This is a genomic window from Paenibacillus sp. P3E, from assembly GCF_001909045.1.
Classification (GTDB): Bacteria; Bacillota; Bacilli; order Paenibacillales; family Paenibacillaceae; genus Paenibacillus_AQ; species Paenibacillus_AQ helianthi.
Genome location: NZ_LVWH01000002.1, coordinates 1 through 17,022, shown reverse-complemented (window position 1 = coordinate 17,022; position 17,022 = coordinate 1). Strand labels below are relative to the sequence as shown.

The 17,022-nt window shown below is 50.7% G+C and carries 16 protein-coding genes; 10 read left to right on the top strand and 6 right to left on the bottom strand.

Annotated elements, in window-relative coordinates; all coding sequences use genetic code 11:
- Positions 1–87: 87 nt before the first annotated feature.
- From A3842_RS01320 to A3842_RS01295, 6 genes are all read left to right on the top strand, one after another.
- Positions 88–1,434 carry an ABC transporter substrate-binding protein gene (locus A3842_RS01320; RefSeq protein WP_074100180.1) on the top strand — a complete coding sequence of 449 codons (1,347 nt, stop codon included), beginning with the start codon at positions 88–90 and terminating at the stop codon, positions 1,432–1,434.
- Positions 1,435–1,553: 119 nt separating this feature from the next.
- The gene (locus A3842_RS01315) at positions 1,554–2,447 is read left to right on the top strand and encodes a carbohydrate ABC transporter permease (RefSeq protein ID WP_074082796.1); all 894 of its coding nucleotides are present in this window, start codon (positions 1,554–1,556) and stop codon (positions 2,445–2,447) included.
- Between the two features lie 2 nt (positions 2,448–2,449).
- Positions 2,450–3,283: a carbohydrate ABC transporter permease gene (locus A3842_RS01310; protein ID WP_074082794.1), complete on the top strand. Its 834-nt coding sequence runs from the start codon at positions 2,450–2,452 to the stop codon at positions 3,281–3,283.
- A gap of 32 nt (positions 3,284–3,315) precedes the next feature.
- A complete protein-coding gene (locus tag A3842_RS01305) occupies positions 3,316–5,133 on the top strand; it encodes a sensor histidine kinase (RefSeq protein WP_074100179.1) in 1,818 nt (605 codons plus the stop codon).
- A 29-nt stretch (positions 5,134–5,162) separates the two neighbouring features.
- Positions 5,163–6,659, top strand: coding sequence for a response regulator (locus A3842_RS01300; protein ID WP_074100178.1), 1,497 nt, complete (start codon positions 5,163–5,165; stop codon positions 6,657–6,659).
- Between the two features lie 5 nt (positions 6,660–6,664).
- Entirely contained in the window at positions 6,665–7,411 is a 747-nt protein-coding gene (locus A3842_RS01295; RefSeq protein WP_074100177.1) for a spermidine synthase, read from the top strand.
- 17 nt (positions 7,412–7,428) lie between these two features.
- On the opposite strand, the gene A3842_RS01290 is transcribed toward A3842_RS01295, so the two are convergent.
- The gene (locus tag A3842_RS01290) at positions 7,429–7,794 is read right to left on the bottom strand and encodes a nuclear transport factor 2 family protein (RefSeq protein WP_074100176.1); all 366 of its coding nucleotides are present in this window, start codon (positions 7,792–7,794) and stop codon (positions 7,429–7,431) included.
- Positions 7,795–8,063: 269 nt separating this feature from the next.
- Here A3842_RS01290 and A3842_RS01285 point away from each other — a divergent pair, with 269 nt between their 5' ends.
- Both A3842_RS01285 and A3842_RS01280 read left to right on the top strand, forming a co-directional pair.
- The gene (locus tag A3842_RS01285) at positions 8,064–8,816 is read left to right on the top strand and encodes a 3'-5' exonuclease (protein ID WP_074100175.1); all 753 of its coding nucleotides are present in this window, start codon (positions 8,064–8,066) and stop codon (positions 8,814–8,816) included.
- Positions 8,817–9,024: 208 nt separating this feature from the next.
- Positions 9,025–9,792: a MerR family transcriptional regulator gene (locus tag A3842_RS01280; protein ID WP_074083308.1), complete on the top strand. Its 768-nt coding sequence runs from the start codon at positions 9,025–9,027 to the stop codon at positions 9,790–9,792.
- A 56-nt stretch (positions 9,793–9,848) separates the two neighbouring features.
- Here the strand turns inward: A3842_RS01280 and A3842_RS01275 are convergent, their stop codons facing one another.
- Positions 9,849–10,235, bottom strand: a complete 387-nt coding sequence (locus tag A3842_RS01275) for a MerR family transcriptional regulator (protein WP_074100174.1) — start codon at positions 10,233–10,235, stop codon at positions 9,849–9,851.
- Between the two features lie 101 nt (positions 10,236–10,336).
- On the opposite strand from A3842_RS01275, the gene A3842_RS01270 reads away from it, so the two are divergent.
- A complete protein-coding gene (locus A3842_RS01270) occupies positions 10,337–10,747 on the top strand; it encodes a carboxymuconolactone decarboxylase family protein (protein ID WP_074100173.1) in 411 nt (136 codons plus the stop codon).
- A gap of 42 nt (positions 10,748–10,789) precedes the next feature.
- Here the strand turns inward: A3842_RS01270 and aroD are convergent, their stop codons facing one another.
- The 3 genes from aroD to A3842_RS01255 form a co-directional block, all read right to left on the bottom strand.
- Positions 10,790–11,554, bottom strand: a complete 765-nt coding sequence (gene aroD, locus A3842_RS01265; protein ID WP_074100172.1) for a type I 3-dehydroquinate dehydratase — start codon at positions 11,552–11,554, stop codon at positions 10,790–10,792.
- 42 nt (positions 11,555–11,596) lie between these two features.
- Entirely contained in the window at positions 11,597–12,511 is a 915-nt protein-coding gene (gene rbsK / locus A3842_RS01260; RefSeq protein ID WP_256701427.1) for a ribokinase, read from the bottom strand.
- Between the two features lie 191 nt (positions 12,512–12,702).
- A complete protein-coding gene (locus A3842_RS01255; RefSeq protein WP_074100170.1) occupies positions 12,703–13,650 on the bottom strand; it encodes a copper amine oxidase N-terminal domain-containing protein in 948 nt (315 codons plus the stop codon).
- A 362-nt stretch (positions 13,651–14,012) separates the two neighbouring features.
- Between A3842_RS01255 and glgP the strand changes: the two genes are divergently transcribed.
- The gene (glgP, locus tag A3842_RS01250) at positions 14,013–15,629 is read left to right on the top strand and encodes an alpha-glucan family phosphorylase (protein ID WP_074100169.1); all 1,617 of its coding nucleotides are present in this window, start codon (positions 14,013–14,015) and stop codon (positions 15,627–15,629) included.
- 49 nt (positions 15,630–15,678) lie between these two features.
- On the opposite strand, the gene A3842_RS01245 is transcribed toward glgP, so the two are convergent.
- On the bottom strand, positions 15,679–16,920 hold the full coding sequence (locus A3842_RS01245; protein WP_074100168.1) for a GGDEF domain-containing protein: 1,242 nt from the start codon (positions 16,918–16,920) through the stop codon (positions 15,679–15,681).
- Positions 16,921–17,022 lie beyond the last annotated feature (102 nt).

Below are 17,022 nucleotides of genomic sequence, written 5' to 3'. Positions count from 1 at the left end.
ATAATTCAATCCATTTCTCAATCCGAAATTTATCGTTATAATAACTAATGTAAACGCTAACAATAAAACGAAAAAGGGGACAACGCAATGAGAAACAAGTTATTTTCGTTATGTTTTGTTATCATCATGATTTTCTCTTTATCCCTGACAGGCTGCGGCTCCAACAACAATAATAATGCCGCCTCAGCCACAGACAAGCCTGCAGCAACTACGGATACTGAAGGTACCGGTGGTAATGCGTCAGCAACCACTGAACCGGCCGCAGCAAGCGGCACCGACATCAGCGGCAAAATCACCTTCCTCACCAACAGAACCGACATGATCGGCAAAGAGTATGACGAATATGTTAAGCGCTTTAATGAGAAATACCCGAATATCAAGGTCGAATTTGAAGCCTCCCAAACCGACTACAACCAGCAAGCCAAAGTTAGAATGGCCAGTGGAGAGCTTCCAGATGTGATGTTCGTTCCAAGCATTCCAAACTCGGATCTGCCTAAATATTTTGCTTCCCTGGACGATCTTGGCCTGAATGACAAGATTACCTTTAAAGACTTCAAATCCTATGAAGGCAAGCTCTACGGAATTACAACAGGTAACTCCACTTCCGGGATTGTCTACAACAAAAAGGCCTTCGCCGATGCCGGCATCACGGAAGTTCCTAAGACCTGGGACGAATTCCTGGCTGCCTGCGAAAAGCTGAAAGCCAAAGGTATTGTGCCACTGGCTTCCAACTTCAAAGACAAGTGGCCGCTTAACGACTGGGTATTTGCAGTTCCTCGCATCATTGAGAACAAAGCTGATTTCCCTAATGACAAGCTGAACACTGACACTCCTTTCACTATGGATAATGGTTATGGCAAATCATTCAGCCTTCTGAGAGAGCTTAACGAAAAAGGCTATCTGGAAAAAGACATCAACTCCACCAACTGGGAACAATCCAAGAAAGACATCGCAGCCGGCAAGTTCGCCATGTATTTCCTTGGCAACTGGGTAATCAATCAAGTCGTCGGCGCAGGTACAACTTCTGACAACGTAGGTTTCTTCCCGCTTCCTTATGACAACTCAGGTAAACTTACTGCTCCGCTCAGCCCTGACTTCTTCTATGCCGTGGCTAAGGACAGCAAAAATGTAGACGCTGCCAAAGCCTTCGTGAAATGGATGATCGAAGAATCAGGATATGAAGATTTTGCCGGATTTATCTCTCCGCTGAAAGGCAAAGAATCCAAGCTGCCTCAGCTGAAGGAATTCCAGGCTACCGGCGTAACTCTGCAAGAAGGTACACCGGATGATCCTAAGGTTACCGAAATCACTAACAAAGCACAGCTTGATATTCCAGCCATGCTTCAGGAATTTGTACTTGCCAAAGATCCGCAAACCGTCTTTGACAAATGGAATAAAGCCTGGGCTAAAGCTAAGAAAGACCTCGGCTATTAATCTCAAGTCACGCTGTAACGTTAGCATCCTATAACACGGCGCAAAATGGATTATCGCCTTTACGGATAATCCATTTTGCCATAAATCACAGAGCGCTCACAAGGAAAGTAGGTCAAGTGATGTTAGGAACATTATCCTATAGCAAACAAAAAACGATTATTATCGTATCCTTTCTGCTCATTCCGCTGCTGCTGCTGGCTACATTCACGTATTATCCGGCACTCAAGCTCATCTACTACAGCTTCACGAACTGGGACGGCTACAGCCCCGAGAAGCCTTGGGTAGGACTGGATAATTACCGCGAAGTCTTCAGCAATCCTGATATTTTCAAGGTATTCATCCATAACTTTGCTTACTTCGTCATGGGGATTGTCCAGAACGTAGTGGCTATCTATTTCGCTGTTGTGCTGAACAGCAAGCTGCGGGGCCGCAACGGATTCCGGATTATGCTCTTCCTGCCCTACATTATGAACGGCGTTGCCGTTGCCTTTATGTTCGGCTATGTATTTGATACCACCAACGGCTCGCTGAATCTGTTCCTGGACAGCATCGGACTGCACCATCTGGCCCAGACCAGCTGGCTTGGGACCGAAGGCCTCGTCAACTACTCACTGGCCTCCACCGGCTTCTGGCGCTTCATGGGCTACAATATGGTTATCTACATCGCCTCTTTACAGGCCATTCCGCGCGATATTTATGAAGCGGCCAAGATCGACGGTGCCGGCTCTTTTCAGACCCTATGGAGAGTGACCCTGCCGAATATGAAGGCTGTTATTCAATTGAATCTCTTCCTCACTGTTACCGGTGCGCTTGAGGTCTTCGACCTGCCATTCGTACTCACCAAAGGCGGCCCGGCCGGCGCAAGTCAGACCTATGTGCAGCGCGTGGTCGAGACAGCATTCGCATATAACAATTACGGCCTGGCTTCAGCCATGAGCATTATTCTGCTGTTCTTTGTTGTTATTGTGCTGCTGGTACAGCAATTGGTTCTTAACCGGGGAGGAGACAAATAAACATGACACACACTAAATTTCGTCTGGTTGATATTATCAAATACGTCTCACTCCTGATCGGGGTCTTTGTCGTCCTCTTCCCTCCTTATGTGGTAGTCGTCAATGCCTTCAAATCTACAGATGAATTCAATTCAAGCAGCTCGATGTCCCTGCCAAAAAGCTTCCTGAACTTCGACAACTTTGTTGCCGTCTTCCAGCGCGGTGGGCTCCTCAGCGGTTTCGGCAATGTCCTCGTGATTATAATAATTACATTGACCTTGAACATTCTGTTTGGGACAATGGTAGCATATGTCCTTGGCCGCTTCTCTTTTAAAATGAAACCGGTCGTCTTTGGGGCTTATCTCGTAGCCACCATCATCCCAAGCATCACCACCCAGGTTGCCACCTTCGGCATCATCAAGAACATGGGTCTCTACAACACGCTCGGCGCTCCAATTGTCCTGTATATCGGCGCAGACGTGATCCAGATCATTCTGTATCTGCAGTTCATCCGCAACATTCCGGTTGATCTGGATGAGAGTGCCATGGTGGAGGGTGCTTCCCTGTTCAAAATCTACCGTTCGATCATCTTCCCGCTCCTGACCCCGGCGACAGCTACGCTAGTGATCTTGAAGACGATCAGCATATACAATGACATGTACATCCCTTACCTTTATATGCCCAAACAGAGCCTTGGCGTGGTCACCACCATCCTGATGCGTTTCCAGGGGGTCAACTCCGGGGAATGGAACCTGATCTGTGCCGCGATTCTGCTGATTTTGCTGCCGACAGTGATTCTGTACTTTTTCCTGCAGCGTTACATTTTTGAAGGAGTAACCAGCGGCGCGGTTAAATAAGGGGAAAGGAATGTACCGAGAGGAATAACAACGTGCTGTCAACAATCCTGAGGATTTTTCGCAAAATGTGGTTGTTCCTGGCTGACCTGCCGATGGAGCGCAAGCTGATTGTTGTGTTTGTATTTCTGATTTCCATGCCCATTACTTATGTCAGCTATCTGTCCTCCCGCTCCATGTTCAGTTCTGTTCTGGAAAGTGCCACGGACAGCGCGGGCCAAATGACCTCGAACGCATCGGATACGATGGACCGCTATGTGGCAGACTTGAAACGGTATACTACCTTACCGCTGTATAATACCGATGTGCAGCTCTACCTGACGCAGAAGAGCACCGATTGGGATAAAAATACCGCCATGTCGATGTTCCTCAGTTATCTGAAACCCACGAAAAGCGAAATCCTGGCCGTCTATATGGTGGACCAGTACGATTCCGTTTTTTACGATACGGCTGCAGGTATCAACATGACTTTTCCGAAGGACCGGCTGTCTACATGGAAAAGCCTCAGCGAAGCCGGAGGAACGGCTCCTGTCATTCAGGGGAGACACAGCATCCAGGTGAACTCGTCCGAACAGCGGGAGGTCTTCAGTGTGCTGCGCACGATCTATTCCGTAAGCACGTTGAAAAGCATCGGAATTCTCGTCTTCGATATCGACATCCGCCTATTCAAGGGTATTCTGGATCCCGTAAATGCTGTGACTCAGGGCAATACCCTGGTGGTGGATGATCAGGGGAAGCTAATGTATGACGGTGAAGATACGGAGAAGGCAACTCCCGAAAAGCAGGCGCTCACCCGGCAGCAGCTGCTGGGTCATGTGAAACAGGATCAAGGACATTTTCAGATTGAGCTGGACGGACAGCCCTACCTGGCCGTATACACCGTATCCAAGCAAACCGGCTGGACGACAATGGTTACCATTCCGCTATCCCGTATTCTGTCGCCTGTAGAGAAAAACCGCAATACACTGATTCTGACCACACTCGCGATTATAGCCTTTGCCCTGTTCGTCGCTACGATCATCTCGCATGCGCTGACAAAACCGCTGAAATCGATGGTCCGGCTGATGAAGCAGGTGCAGCACGGCAATCTGGAGGTCTGGCTGCATCCCAAATACAACGATGAAATTGGCATGCTTGGCAGCCACTTCAACCGGATGATCGTCCGGGTCAAGGATTTGCTGCAGGAGGTCTCTCTGACGGAAAAAAGAAAACAGAAAGCCGATATGCGGGCACTGCAGAACCAGATTAACCCGCATTTCATTTATAACACCCTGGAATCGATCCGTATGCTGGCCGAGAGCAGCGAGGACCCGCGGGTCGCGGAGCTGACCTATCTGCTCGGATTGCAAATGCGCTACGGCATTGTCCGCAGCGAAGAGATGGTTACGATCCGCCACGAGCTGGACCATGTACGGAATTATCTGCATCTGCTGCAGATCCGCTTCCCGGATAAATTCAAACTGGATATTACAGTGCCGGAAGCATTACTCCCCCTTCCTGTCATTAAGCTGGTCCTGCAGCCGATCGTCGAGAACGCTGTCTTTCATGGCCTGGAACCGAAGGTAGGACCCGGTACACTGAGCATCAAAGGCTGGGAAGAGGATGGCAAAGCCGTATTTTGCGTAGAGGATGACGGTGTGGGTATGGATAGTGACACTCTGCGTGCTTTGAACGACAGCCTGAAAAGCGGAGCAGACGGTGAAAGGTTCGGTATTGGCCTTAGGAATGTGAACGAGCGGATCCGCCTGCATTACGGCCCTTTGCTCGGTCTAAGCGTAAGCAGCGAGCCCGGCAGAGGCACCCGTGTCACCTTATGCATTGAAGCGCTCACCAGCCGTCTCCGGGAGGAATAATACTAGTTATTTTAAGGAGGGATTCCGGATTGCTGCGTATTGTGATTGTAGATGATGAGATTCTGATTCGCGAGGGCCTGGCCCGGATGATAGGCAAGGAGAGCAGCAGCTTTCTTGTCATAGGAACGTATGGCGACGGCAAGCAGCTGCTGGATGCCCTTCCCTCCCTTCAGATTGATGTGGTCATTACAGACATCCGGATGCCGCATGTCGACGGGCTCGAGCTGATCAAACAGCTCAAAGCCGGGTATCCGCGGATACGTACGCTGCTGATGAGCGGATTTGTAGAATTCAATTATGCCCGGGAAGCAATCCGCAGCTCTGCTGTGGACTATTTACTGAAACCTATCAACAAAGAGCAGCTTTTTGAAGTGCTCTACCGTCTGGATGAGGAGCAGAGGATGTTTCGGGAAAAAGAAGAACGCCAGCGTTCCGGGCTTCTGCTCTCGCTGCTGCATGTCGAGCAGCCATCCGAAATCCTTCTAAGCAGCCTTACCTTGCCCCAGCCTTACTTCTCCGTGTTCGTGCTCAAAGGAAGCTCGCGGGAAACCGTCTGTGCCTGTTCAGACAGTCTGCGGCAAGAGAAGGAAATATTGCTTGACCTTCTGGAAATCAGAAAGGGACTGTATGTATGGATCTGGTATTCTGCCGAGCCTTTAACAGCTGCGGAATTGAATCGTATCGACGGGACTATCCGGGCAGCAAGCAGCGGACAATGCCTCCATGCCGGAGTCAGCGGCTCATACCGCACTCCCTCCAAGCTTAGATCCGCCTACCTGGAAGCCAAGCGGGCCTGTGATGCAGGGATTTACAATTCGCAGCCGCTGCATTATATTACTGCTCAGGAGCTTCCGGATGCGGACATCAGCCTGAGTGATCCCTTTGCGCCTGTGCGTGAGCCGTTGATTCACGATCTGCAAATTTTGAATATATCCGGCGTTCTGGGACATCTCCATTCCATGTTCTCTTTGCTGGAGTCGCAGCGGGCTTGTCCTGAACATATTCTGCGGGCCTGCCGGGAAGTTGAGGACACAGCACGCAAGGAGCTTCAGGAATTCGGAGCCGTTTACAGAGTAAGCAGCCGGCCTTCGCTTGAAGAACAGATCGAGACCTGCATGAGCTTTGAAGAGATCGAGCGGATGTTCATCTCCACCTTCACAGACGCATTAAGCATAATCCGCACGCACCGTCTGGAGCTGTCAGGTACCGCTGTCGAAACCGTGAAGCGCTGGGTAGCAGCCCACTACAATCAGCACGCCGATTTGAACATGCTGGCAGGGATGGTATTTTTGACACCAAGCTACTTGAGCAAGCTGTTCAAGCAGGAAACCGGGTTGACCCTGACCGACTATGTGATTGAAATCCGTATCCGCAAGGCCAAGCAGCTACTGAAGAATGCCCATGATCTGAAGATTCACGAGATCGGAGCTGAAGTCGGCTACCCCGATCCCGCCTATTTCAATAAGCTGTTCAAAAAAATAGTCGGCGTCACACCGAACGAATATAAACGCATTTCACTTGTTTAAGGAGAATGATCGCTTTGCAGCTATGGTTAAGCACCGCTGGGGCTGGGCATGGAATCCAAGTTTACGATACCACAGAATTATATGGTGAGAGAGGCAGATTCCGCGTGCTGCAGTTTTCGGGAGACGCTATTCAGGGAGCCCTTGATCTGAACCACCCCCGCCGGGTGGTCTTTGAATATCCTAGAGCAATGATCCATTTAATGGAGTCAGGAGGGGCGATGTTCGAGGATGTGTTTGTCATTGGACATGGCATCGGGACGATCGCCGGATACTTCGCAGAGAAACGCTTTAAGACCGCCGAGGTAAATGCAGAGGTTGTGAAGCTCAGCAGGCAGCACTTTGGCTGCAGCCAGGACAATGTTGTTATCGGGGATGGGCGCAGCATTCTGGAGAGTGAGCCGGACCACCGCTATGACTTCATCCTTCTGGATGCCTTTACCGCAGACGGTACCCCGCAGCATCTGGTTTCCAGCGAGTTCTTTGCCCTGGCCCGCTCCAAGCTGAACAGCCGCGGTTCGATCATCATGAACCTGATGGGCAGAAGCGAAAGGGACCGCCTGATGGGTGCCATCCACACGACCCTTAGCGAAGAATTCCCCTATATCAAAGCTTTTGCTCTTCCTGCAGAAGGTACAGCCGATGTCCGTAACATCATCATTATGGGCAGCATCAGGCCGATCCGCTATCAAGCCAAGCAAATGGCCGGATTTGTGGAAATCACGCTCGGGCAGGGCCATGTGATCCGGGATTAAGGCATCCTAATCTTGCTTTAATCCTGCGGAGGCATCGGTGTCCCCTGATGGAAAAACATCTGCCAGCGCCCATCCCTGTACCTCCAGATCGAGCTGCGCAACGTATTCCGCCCGTTCACGGCATTAAATGTCCGGTAGGTAGCCAGCACAGCCTCTTCAGATAGCGGATGGAGCGCAAACTCACTTAGTGTCAGCTTCACCGCACCCGCACCTCCTTCACCCGTCATATCCTTCTTATGCCACACTGTGCCGGAGCTTCCGTATTCAAAAAAGTCATCCGCAAGCAGCAGCGAGAGCTGCTGCGGTGATGTCCGAACCTCCGTGGTCAGCAGCTCCTCCTCCAGCTCGCATATATGCTTCCAAAGCAGAGTTTCTGTATCCATTCCAGCCCCTCCTTACAGAGTACCATCCGTTTCCACGGCTGTATCACCGCACACCTCCATGCAGACGAGGCAAATATCATCCTGTTCCTCCTGCTCACCCTACTGGTTTTCTTTGATGAAAGCAAGCAGATTTTCCATTACCGCCGAAATCGGCTCAAGTCTGGTTTCTTCCTCTGAACTCCCCATTCCTGCGTTTTTTTGCTAAAATAGAATAGTCGGCGTATTTTAAGGCAATCCTAGCGCCAGTCACTGAAACGGAGGCATTACCTGTGGATTATATTATTCTGGACATCGAATTCAACGGCCGCAAATTTGCCAGCGAGCACCCTATGGAGGTCATTGAGATTGGAGCCGTCCGGTTAGACGCTTCATTGCAATATAAGGATGAATTCTCGGCTTTGATCAAACCCATATACTTCTCTACCCTGAATTCGTTCATTAAGAAAAAAACGGGCATCCCCCAGGAAGATATAGACGTGGCCGACCGGTTCCCTAGGGTGATTACAGCCTTTCGGGCCTGGTTGGATCAGAGCCTGGACGGTGTTCTCCTTCTGACGTGGGGCGGTGAGGATATGAAACGGATCATTCAGGATGTCCGCATGCACAAAATGGATGATACCTACTGGCTGTCTGCCACCTATTTCGATCTGCTCAAAGGCGTGCTGCGTGCCCGCAGCCTCACCAATGATATCAGCGTCGAAGGGGCGATGGCCCTATTCGAGCTGGAGCCTTCCGGCTCCGCGCATCGCGCGCTGGACGATGCCAAGATGACAGCGGAAATTTTCCGCGCCGTCTTCCCGGATCTCGACTTCGAGCGCTCCCAGCACTATGTGGACACCTTCTCCAATGCCAGAGAACGCAAGACAGTCAAGATCGCAATCAAAGCGATGAACGCGCAGAAGATCGTTCCCACCTGGGACCTGGTTGCCGAGCACTATTTCCCGGCTGAGGACGCTTTGGCTGATCCACGCAAGCTGGCGGAATTGCAGGCCTACTTTGCAGCACAGCTCGGCAAAAAGTAAAACTGCATTCATTATCGCCATATGACAGCGGCAGTTCCCTTAGTGGGTATACTAGGGAGACTGCCGCTGTTTTTTTTATCATAAAAAAGATTGACATTGCCGTTACGTAAAGGTGTACATTCAATTTGCAAGCAGCTGCTTGCAAGTCGCTGACGCGAAGCGATCTATTCAAATACACGCTGAGAATGAGCTGGAGGCTGAAGAAATGATGGAGTATACCGTGCAGAAGCTGGGGGCGCTTGCGGGAATCAGCACACGGACCCTGCGGTATTACGATGAGTTTGGTATTCTCAAGCCGGCGAGAATCAACTCCTCGGGATACCGTATCTATGGTCAGGCTGAGGTCGACCGGCTGCAGCAGATTCTTTTTTACCGGGAGCTGGGGCTAAGTCTGGAAGGGATCAAAGCGCTTGTAACCGCACCTTCCTTTGACGGCGCCCAGGCCCTGCGCGAGCATCATGAGAAGCTGCTTCAGCGGAGACAGCAGTTGGATAGGCTGATCCTGAACGTCGAGCGGACACTGGCACAAACCGAAGGGAGAATAACTATGAGTAATGAAGAGAAATTCGCAGGCTTTAAGCAAAAGCTGATCGACGATAACGAGCAGAAGTATGGACAGGAAATCCGCGGAAAATATGGAGATGAAGCTGTAGAGAAGTCGAACCGCAAGCTGAGAAATATGACGGAGGAACAGTACGACAGGGTTCAGGAGACGGAGGCTGAGATGTTCGCCGCACTGGAGCAGGCCATGGAGGACGGTGATCCGGCAAGCGTACTGGCCCAAAAAGCCGCCGATCTGCACCGTCAATGGCTGACCTTCTACTGGGATACCTATACCAAAGAGGCCCATGCCGGAGTCGCACAAATGTATGTCGATGATGAGCGGTTCACCGCCTACTACGACAAAAACCGGTCCGGCGCGGCCAGGTTTCTGAGGGATGCCGTTCATGTGTATACCGGATCGGAACAAGAGTAGGCTTATTCTACACGTTTGTAAAAGTCAGAGCGGCAGCGGATCATCCCGCTGCCGCTCTATTTTATACCCGCCTCCACCTCTTCCTCCATTCCTTTGTAGTACTGAATCTTGTCGGCAATCTTCCCGAGATTATCGCCAAGCTTCCGCATCTGCTGCTGGACCCTGCTCTGGTGGGCTTCCAGCATCAATCGTCTCTCATGAACAGTCGACGGACCTTGGCTGCGCAGATCGGAATAACGCTTCATTTCCCGGATGGGGATATCCAGCTCCCTCAGAATGACTAGGAATTGTACCCAAGATACATCAGCTTCAGAATAGGCCCGGTAGCCCTGTTCATTCCTGGACACGCCTTCCAGCATGCCAACTTTCTCGTAATACCGCAGCGTATGCGCTGACAGTCCCGTCAGGCGGGACATTTCCTGAATCGTAAGTAAGTTCTCCATGGCGGAATCATACCACAAAAAATAAACAGTTGCATTAGAGCGCGCTCTAAGCTGTAACCTGAGTCCAGAAGTAAAAAACTCTATTCATCGGAGGTTACCTTATGACAACAGAACGTTATGAACGCGGGTGGGAAAAGCTGATGGAGGTGGATGGCAAGGGCGGGACAAATGTAATTCATTCGCTGAAGGACATTTCTCCTGATCTGGGCAGATTTGTGATCGAATTTGCTTTTGGCGATATTTATCCCCGCGAAGGACTGGATTTGCGGCAGCGCCAATTAGTCACCATTTCCTCACTCACTACGCTTGGCGGTTGCGAGCCTCAGCTCACCGTTCACATCAATGCAGCGCTTAATGTAGGACTTTCTCCTAAAGAAATCGTGGAAGCCATCCTGCATTGTGTGCCTTATACCGGATTTCCGCGTGTGCTGAATGCGACCTTTGTAGCCAAGGAGGTATTTAAGGAGCGGGGAATTATGATGCAGGATCAGCAAAAAGACAGCTCCAGCTGATGGAGCTGCCTGTATTTCCTGATTCCTTGAATGCCCGCAATTCTACAGGTTGCGGTGCAGCAGCGCAAGCACACTGCGCAACTCGGCTACCGCCACCTGGCCCGGAGCCGAGGGCTTGTGGGCTGCGCCAAAGGTCAGCGCTGAGCCAAAGATTTCTCCGGCCAGGCGGCTGATTACACCTTCTCCGCCCATGGACATCGTAATGATCGGACGGTCCGCATACTGTTCCCGCATCGTATTCGTCGCAGCCAGTAGCGTCAGCACATCACCCGCATGCTGCGGCATGACAGCGATTTTGGGCAGATCCCCGCCAAGCTCCTGGGCCTTGCGCAGCCGTGAGATCATCTCCTCCTGGGAGGGTGTTCCGTGGAAATCGTGATTCGAGACGATCACGAACACCCCACAGGCATGCGCAGCCGCAATTAACTCACGAACGATATCCTCCCCCTTGAACAGCTCCACATCGATGATATCGACGCAGCCGCTCTCTGCAGCCGCTTGATTCAGCCGGATATAATATTCCTTAGCAATCGCCCGCTCGCCGCCTTCCTCTTCACTGCGGAACGTGAAGATCAGCGGAATGTCCGGAAGGACGGAGGAGATTGCGGACAAGGTTTCCTGTACTGCGGTGAGATCTTCAACCTCTGCAAAAAAGTCGCTCCGCCATTCCACCAGATCCGGTGCCAGCTCCTTCAGTGCCTCTGCTTCTGCTATTAGCTCAGCTGCCGTAGCTCCAACCAGTGGAACGCAGATTTTGGGAATATCCTCACCAAGGGTTACCTGTCTAACAGTTACTGTACCGCTCATTTCCTTCAGCTCCTTATGTATAAGCGTGTAGCTAAGATTCATTTACTGATCAGCAGCGTCCTGGAGAAATTGCTCAACCTCCGGCAGCTGCGGCAGCGACGGAATCGCACCCTTCTTGCCCACAGCCAGCGCACCGACAGCATTCGCAAATCTGACTGCTTCGTCAAGCGTCTTTCCTTTGGTAAGCTGCCAGGCCAGGGCTCCGTTAAAAGAATCTCCAGCCGCTACCGTGTCAACAGCTTGTACAGGAAAACCGGGAATATGCAGACTTCCGGCATGATTCACAATTAGCGCTCCTTTGGGACCGAGGGTCACAATAACGTTACTGACCCCTTTTTGTAACAAAATACGCGCCGCTTGCTCTGCATCATCAATACTGTTCACGGCCATTCCTGCCAGGATGCCCGCTTCCGTCTCATTGGGTGTCAGGTAGGTAACATGCTGGAGAAATGCATCATCCAGAGCCCGGGCCGGTGCAGGGTTCAGGATTACCGGGATTCCATGCCTGTCGGCGATAGCCGCAGCATGTGCACACATAGAGAGGTCCGTCTCCAGCTGCAAGACCACCATTTCCGCCTGGCTGATGATCGGCGCAAGTGCTGCAATATCCGCTGGACCCATCTCGATATTCGCCCCTGGCACAACGATAATCCGGTTCTCCCCTTCTCCGTCCACAACGATGGAAGCGACCCCTGTACTAAGTGTTTCACTCTGTCCAATATGCTCGGTATGGATATGCTCCTGGCGCATGACCTCAAGCAGCTCGCTGCCGAAGGCATCCTTACCTACTCTGCCGATCATCGTCACCTCTGCGCCAAGACGGGCTGCTGCTGCTGCCTGATTTGCGCCCTTCCCGCCTGGAGACAGGGTAAAGTCCTGTCCGAACAATGTCTCTCCGGCCTCTGGTGCCCGGCTTGTGCGCACCACCATATCCATGTTCAGGCTGCCGATTATCACTATACCCAATCTGTTCACCATCCTAACTTGTTACACTCTATCTTACTCGGGTTTACCCGGTTTTATCAAACCCCATTTCTCTCTGTACTAAGCAGAAACGGTACCGTCCTTTAAGGGACGGTACCGTTTCTGCGAGAAATAACTTCCTCTTGAACATGCGCTGCTATGCAGCCTGAGGCTGCTGTTATCCTCTACTCTTCGTAGATGACTACCGATTGGGATTCCGGCTCCCACTTCACAGTAGCTTTCAGAGCTTCACTGACAAAGCGGACAGGCACAACCGTATTGCCCTTAACGATGGCCGGCGCTACCTGAAGAGTGACTGCCTTACCGTTGACATACGCCGTCTTGTTATTAATAAACAGCTTTACCGTAGTCCCTTCGCGGGTCATGGTCACCGAACGCTCCTTCCCATTCCATACCACTTCAGCCTGCAAGGCTTCAGCAATCGCCTTGAACGGTACCAATGTGCTTCCGGATGTAACAATAGGAGCAACGCCAGAGGTGGACTCTTCTCCGTTAACGTACAGCTTTACCCCGTTTTTGCCGGTTTGTGCATACAGCTTACCAAGCTTTTTATACGAGTTCAGATTCTTTACGTTAGCCAGAATAGCTTCTTTCTGGACGTATACTGCATCGGTTACACTGCCCTTTTGGTTCAAAATCTCCGCAAGTGCCGACAATGCGGCATCCTTATCTTTAATGGCTACCAGCTCAGCCTTCATTTCTGGTGTCAGATCCGTAGGATACTGGGTCAATAAAAGCTCTGCAATCACGGCCCCTGCCGGTTTGTCCTTTACATTTTCGATTGCATGCAGAAGACCCTTATATCCATTATGGCCCTTATTTTCATATGTAGCATAGGTAACAGTAGTAACGGACTCTTTATCCTTTTCTTTGATACTCACATTTTCCTTGTCCTTGTCCTTGTCCTTGTCCTTGTCCTTGTCTTTATCCTTGTCTGTTGGTGCTGTTGCATTAGCAGGCACCGCAGCTGGAGCTTCTACTATACTTTTGCCATTGCCGTTGCCGTTACCGTTCCCCCTACCATTATTGTTTTCGGATTTGGCCTGTGCCGCTCCTGACATCATGCTGATGGCCAGCAAGCAGCTTGCAAGAATACTGACGGTTTTTTTCATGTGACCGGTTCCCCCTATGTTGTGATAAATATCTTTATTTATTTCGGCTGCCGGCTCTCACTTTATGAGCAGAAATGAATTTTCGGGATAATAAGCTCGGGCCGGAATTTGCAACGCTACTTCAGTCCTAGCCTGCGGGGCCTACTCCACGGAGCCATCCAATCGTTTAGGGAAAATGCTGCTTTACACCGGGCCATTTCTTTTTAAAAATTCGGTATGCTTTTTTTCTTCAAATGTGCTAAAATAGATGTGCAATCGCTTCCAGGAAAGCTTCTTGCCCATTTGAGCAAACGTTTGCACCTTAGATTAAGCCTGCAGTAACGCCAGTTTTTACTCTACTATGTATTTAGGAGGCTTATCAAGTGAACCAGAACCAATTACCGTCAGTAGCTTATTTCAGCATGGAGTACGGACTGCATTCCGACTTCAAAATGTACGCCGGTGGCCTGGGCATATTGGCCGGAGACTACATCAAGGGTGCCAAAGATATTAACGCTCCAATCATCCCCATCGGCCTGAAATGGAAGCAAGGCTACACGGACCAAAAGATTGACGCTAACGGCGATCCCTACGACTCCTACCACAATTACGTCTATGATTTCCTTGAGGATACAGGCGTAAAGGTCACCGTTAAGGTCCGCAAGATCGATGTAGTCTGCAAGGTCTGGAAAACCGATCATTTCGGCAATAATCCACTGTATCTGCTCGATACGGATATTCCGGAGAACGGAGATGCCTGGATTACGGGCCAGCTCTACGGCTGGTTTGGGGAAGAACGGATCGCACAGGAGATTGTCCTCGGAATAGGCGGGGTAAAAGCCATGCGCGCACTGGATATTCCGATTGACGTCTACCATTTCAACGAGGGACATGCGGCACTGGCGGCTATTGAACTAATCCGTGAAAAAATGTCCGGCGGCAGCACCTTTGAAGAAGCCTGGAAAGCTACACGGGAAGAGGTTGTGTTCACTACACATACACCGATTAAGGAAGGCAATGAGACGCATCCGCTGGATCGTCTGGAGTATATGAGTGCTTTTAACGGCTTGACCCGTGACCAAATGGAGCGCATCGGCGGTGATCCGTTCAATATGACCGTAGCCGGACTACGCCTGTCGCGTATCTCTAACGCTGTGGCCCAGCTTCATGCCGATACCGCGAATAAAATGTGGAAGGAAGTCGCGGGCCGTTCGGAGATCATCGGCATCACCAATGCCATTCATACCCCAACCTGGGTCGATGAACGGATGACCAGAGCCTTCGAAGAAGACGGCGATCTGTGGGCCGCACATAAGGAGATCAAAGGCGAGTTAATCGGTTTTATTGAAGAACGTTCCGGCATCTCGCTGAATGCGGACAATCTGCTGATCGGCTTCTCCCGGCGGGCGGCACCTTACAAACGCAGCGACCTGATTTTTTCCCAACCTGAGATTATTGAGCCTTACCTGGAGAGTGGCCGCATCCAAATCGTATTCTCCGGCAAAGCCCATCCGCTGGATGACAACGGCAAAAAAATCGTCAGCAACCTCGTGGCCATGATGAAAAAATATCCGAAGAGCGTAGTGTTCCTGGAAAATTACGATATGACGATCGGAGCAATGCTGACGCGCGGTTCCGATATTTGGCTCAACAATCCGCGCCGTCCGCTGGAAGCCAGCGGCACCTCCGGCATGAAGGCTGCCATGAACGGTGTCCTGAACTGTTCCATCCTTGACGGCTGGTGGCCGGAAGCCTGCATCGACGGGGAAAATGGCTGGCAGATTGGAGACGGCTTCGAGACGAATGATTTCGCTGTGCTTGACCAGCATGACAGCGATGCCCTCTACGACACACTCCTGAACCGCGTCCTCCCAACCTTCTATAAGGATAAGGAGAAGTGGGTACAGATGATGCGCAAGAGCATCGAAACCACCCGTACCGAATTCGCGAGCAAACGGATGCTGGAGGAATATTACAACCGGATGTATATCAAAGGTTAACCGTTAGCAACAATGTCCCGCCTCCAGCTTCATGCTGCAGGCGGGATTTTTACATTGTGCCGCTTACGGTGGATACTCTGTTGCGGCCGCTCGTTTTCGCCACATACAACCCCTGATCTGCGAGTTCTGTCAGTAGCGCAATATCCCCCGGATTTGCCGCTTCACCTGCGGCGGCGCCTATGCTCACTGTAATATAGGAGCTGACTTCAGAATATCCGTGGTGAACAGACATTTGTTGAATACGCATACGAATTCTTTCACTAAGCTCCATGGCCCCGTTCACCCCGGTATCAATAGCTGCAACCACGAACTCTTCACCCCCCAGCCGGGCTGCAAATTGCCGCTCCCCCTCCATTTCCCCATGAATCACCTGAGCCACTTCTTTAATGATCCGGTCCCCTTCAGCATGCCCGTAGTTGTCGTTGAAAGGTTTGAAGTAATCAATATCAATGATTAATACAGCAACCATACTGGCTGCTTCTTTGCCTGAGCTTAACAGCTGCTGCATCCTTTGGTCGAAAGCACGGCGGTTCGGAATTTCTGTCAGCGCATCGATAAGGGATAGCCTTTGCAGCTCCCCGTTGGCCCGGGCCAGTTCCTGATGTACCTTTTCATTCTGAATCACCTGCTCCTCCAGCTTGCGGTGGCTGTTCCCCAGCAGTATCCGGTTATAATAATTGCTGCAATAGTTCACATAGAGAATTCTTGACGCCACCCAGGTAAAGAAAAGGAACAAAGTCAGATTTATGTAGTGTCCTATCAGTACATTCGAAGACGATTGGAACAAGGGGAGCCCGATATACAGCAGTCCTGCCGAGACTCCATACAGGCACAGCATCATTTTGTTGTTGAAATAAAAGATGACTGAAATGCTGACCAGATTAATTACAAAAGCCATCACTTGCCCATATAGCCGCTGATCGGACAACGTCACGACAGAACCCCAAATCACAAAAGTATACGCATATACGATGAACAGCTTCTCATACAGCCGATACCTGCCCTCCACCTGTTTGGCATCTCTTTCATAGGCCGCAGCTCCCAGCAGAAAAGCCACATTCAGTCCGATCATGAAAACATACATTATAAAATAAAAGCTGAAATGAAAGCTATCGTGTATCTTAGTGAAAGACGCTGCCAAGTCAGTGACTGCCAAAGCTGATTCAATGCCTATAATAATTTTAGCAAACAGCTTACCTCTCGAAATATTTTCCTTAAGTGTAAGTATGTGCAGCTCTCTGCGCTCCTCACCCGTCATCGTGAATGGCAGACTAATCAGCCGATCCAGCATGTTGACTCCCCCTAACTGCCCAAACTCCCTGTAATTCCAACAGCCCCATTATCGTTCATTTTTAAGCCTGAGCGCAACAGAAAATGCTTGGTTCTCCAGAGT

What these genes read in the sequence shown, in the direction of transcription:
- A3842_RS01320 (WP_074100180.1), top strand. Translation starts at nt 88, where the DNA reads ATGAGAAACAAGTTATTTTCGTTATGTTTTGTTATCATCATGATTTTC.
- A3842_RS01315 (WP_074082796.1), top strand. Translation starts at nt 1,554, where the DNA reads ATGTTAGGAACATTATCCTATAGCAAACAAAAAACGATTATTATCGTA.
- A3842_RS01310 (WP_074082794.1), top strand. Translation starts at nt 2,450, where the DNA reads ATGACACACACTAAATTTCGTCTGGTTGATATTATCAAATACGTCTCA.
- A3842_RS01295 (WP_074100177.1), top strand. Translation starts at nt 6,665, where the DNA reads ATGATCGCTTTGCAGCTATGGTTAAGCACCGCTGGGGCTGGGCATGGA.
- A3842_RS01290 (WP_074100176.1), bottom strand. Translation starts at nt 7,794, where the DNA reads ATGGATACAGAAACTCTGCTTTGGAAGCATATATGCGAGCTGGAGGAG.
- A3842_RS01280 (WP_074083308.1), top strand. Translation starts at nt 9,025, where the DNA reads ATGGAGTATACCGTGCAGAAGCTGGGGGCGCTTGCGGGAATCAGCACA.
- A3842_RS01275 (WP_074100174.1), bottom strand. Translation starts at nt 10,235, where the DNA reads ATGGAGAACTTACTTACGATTCAGGAAATGTCCCGCCTGACGGGACTG.
- A3842_RS01270 (WP_074100173.1), top strand. Translation starts at nt 10,337, where the DNA reads ATGACAACAGAACGTTATGAACGCGGGTGGGAAAAGCTGATGGAGGTG.
- aroD (WP_074100172.1), bottom strand. Translation starts at nt 11,554, where the DNA reads ATGAGCGGTACAGTAACTGTTAGACAGGTAACCCTTGGTGAGGATATT.
- A3842_RS01255 (WP_074100170.1), bottom strand. Translation starts at nt 13,650, where the DNA reads ATGAAAAAAACCGTCAGTATTCTTGCAAGCTGCTTGCTGGCCATCAGC.
- A3842_RS01245 (WP_074100168.1), bottom strand. Translation starts at nt 16,920, where the DNA reads ATGCTGGATCGGCTGATTAGTCTGCCATTCACGATGACGGGTGAGGAG.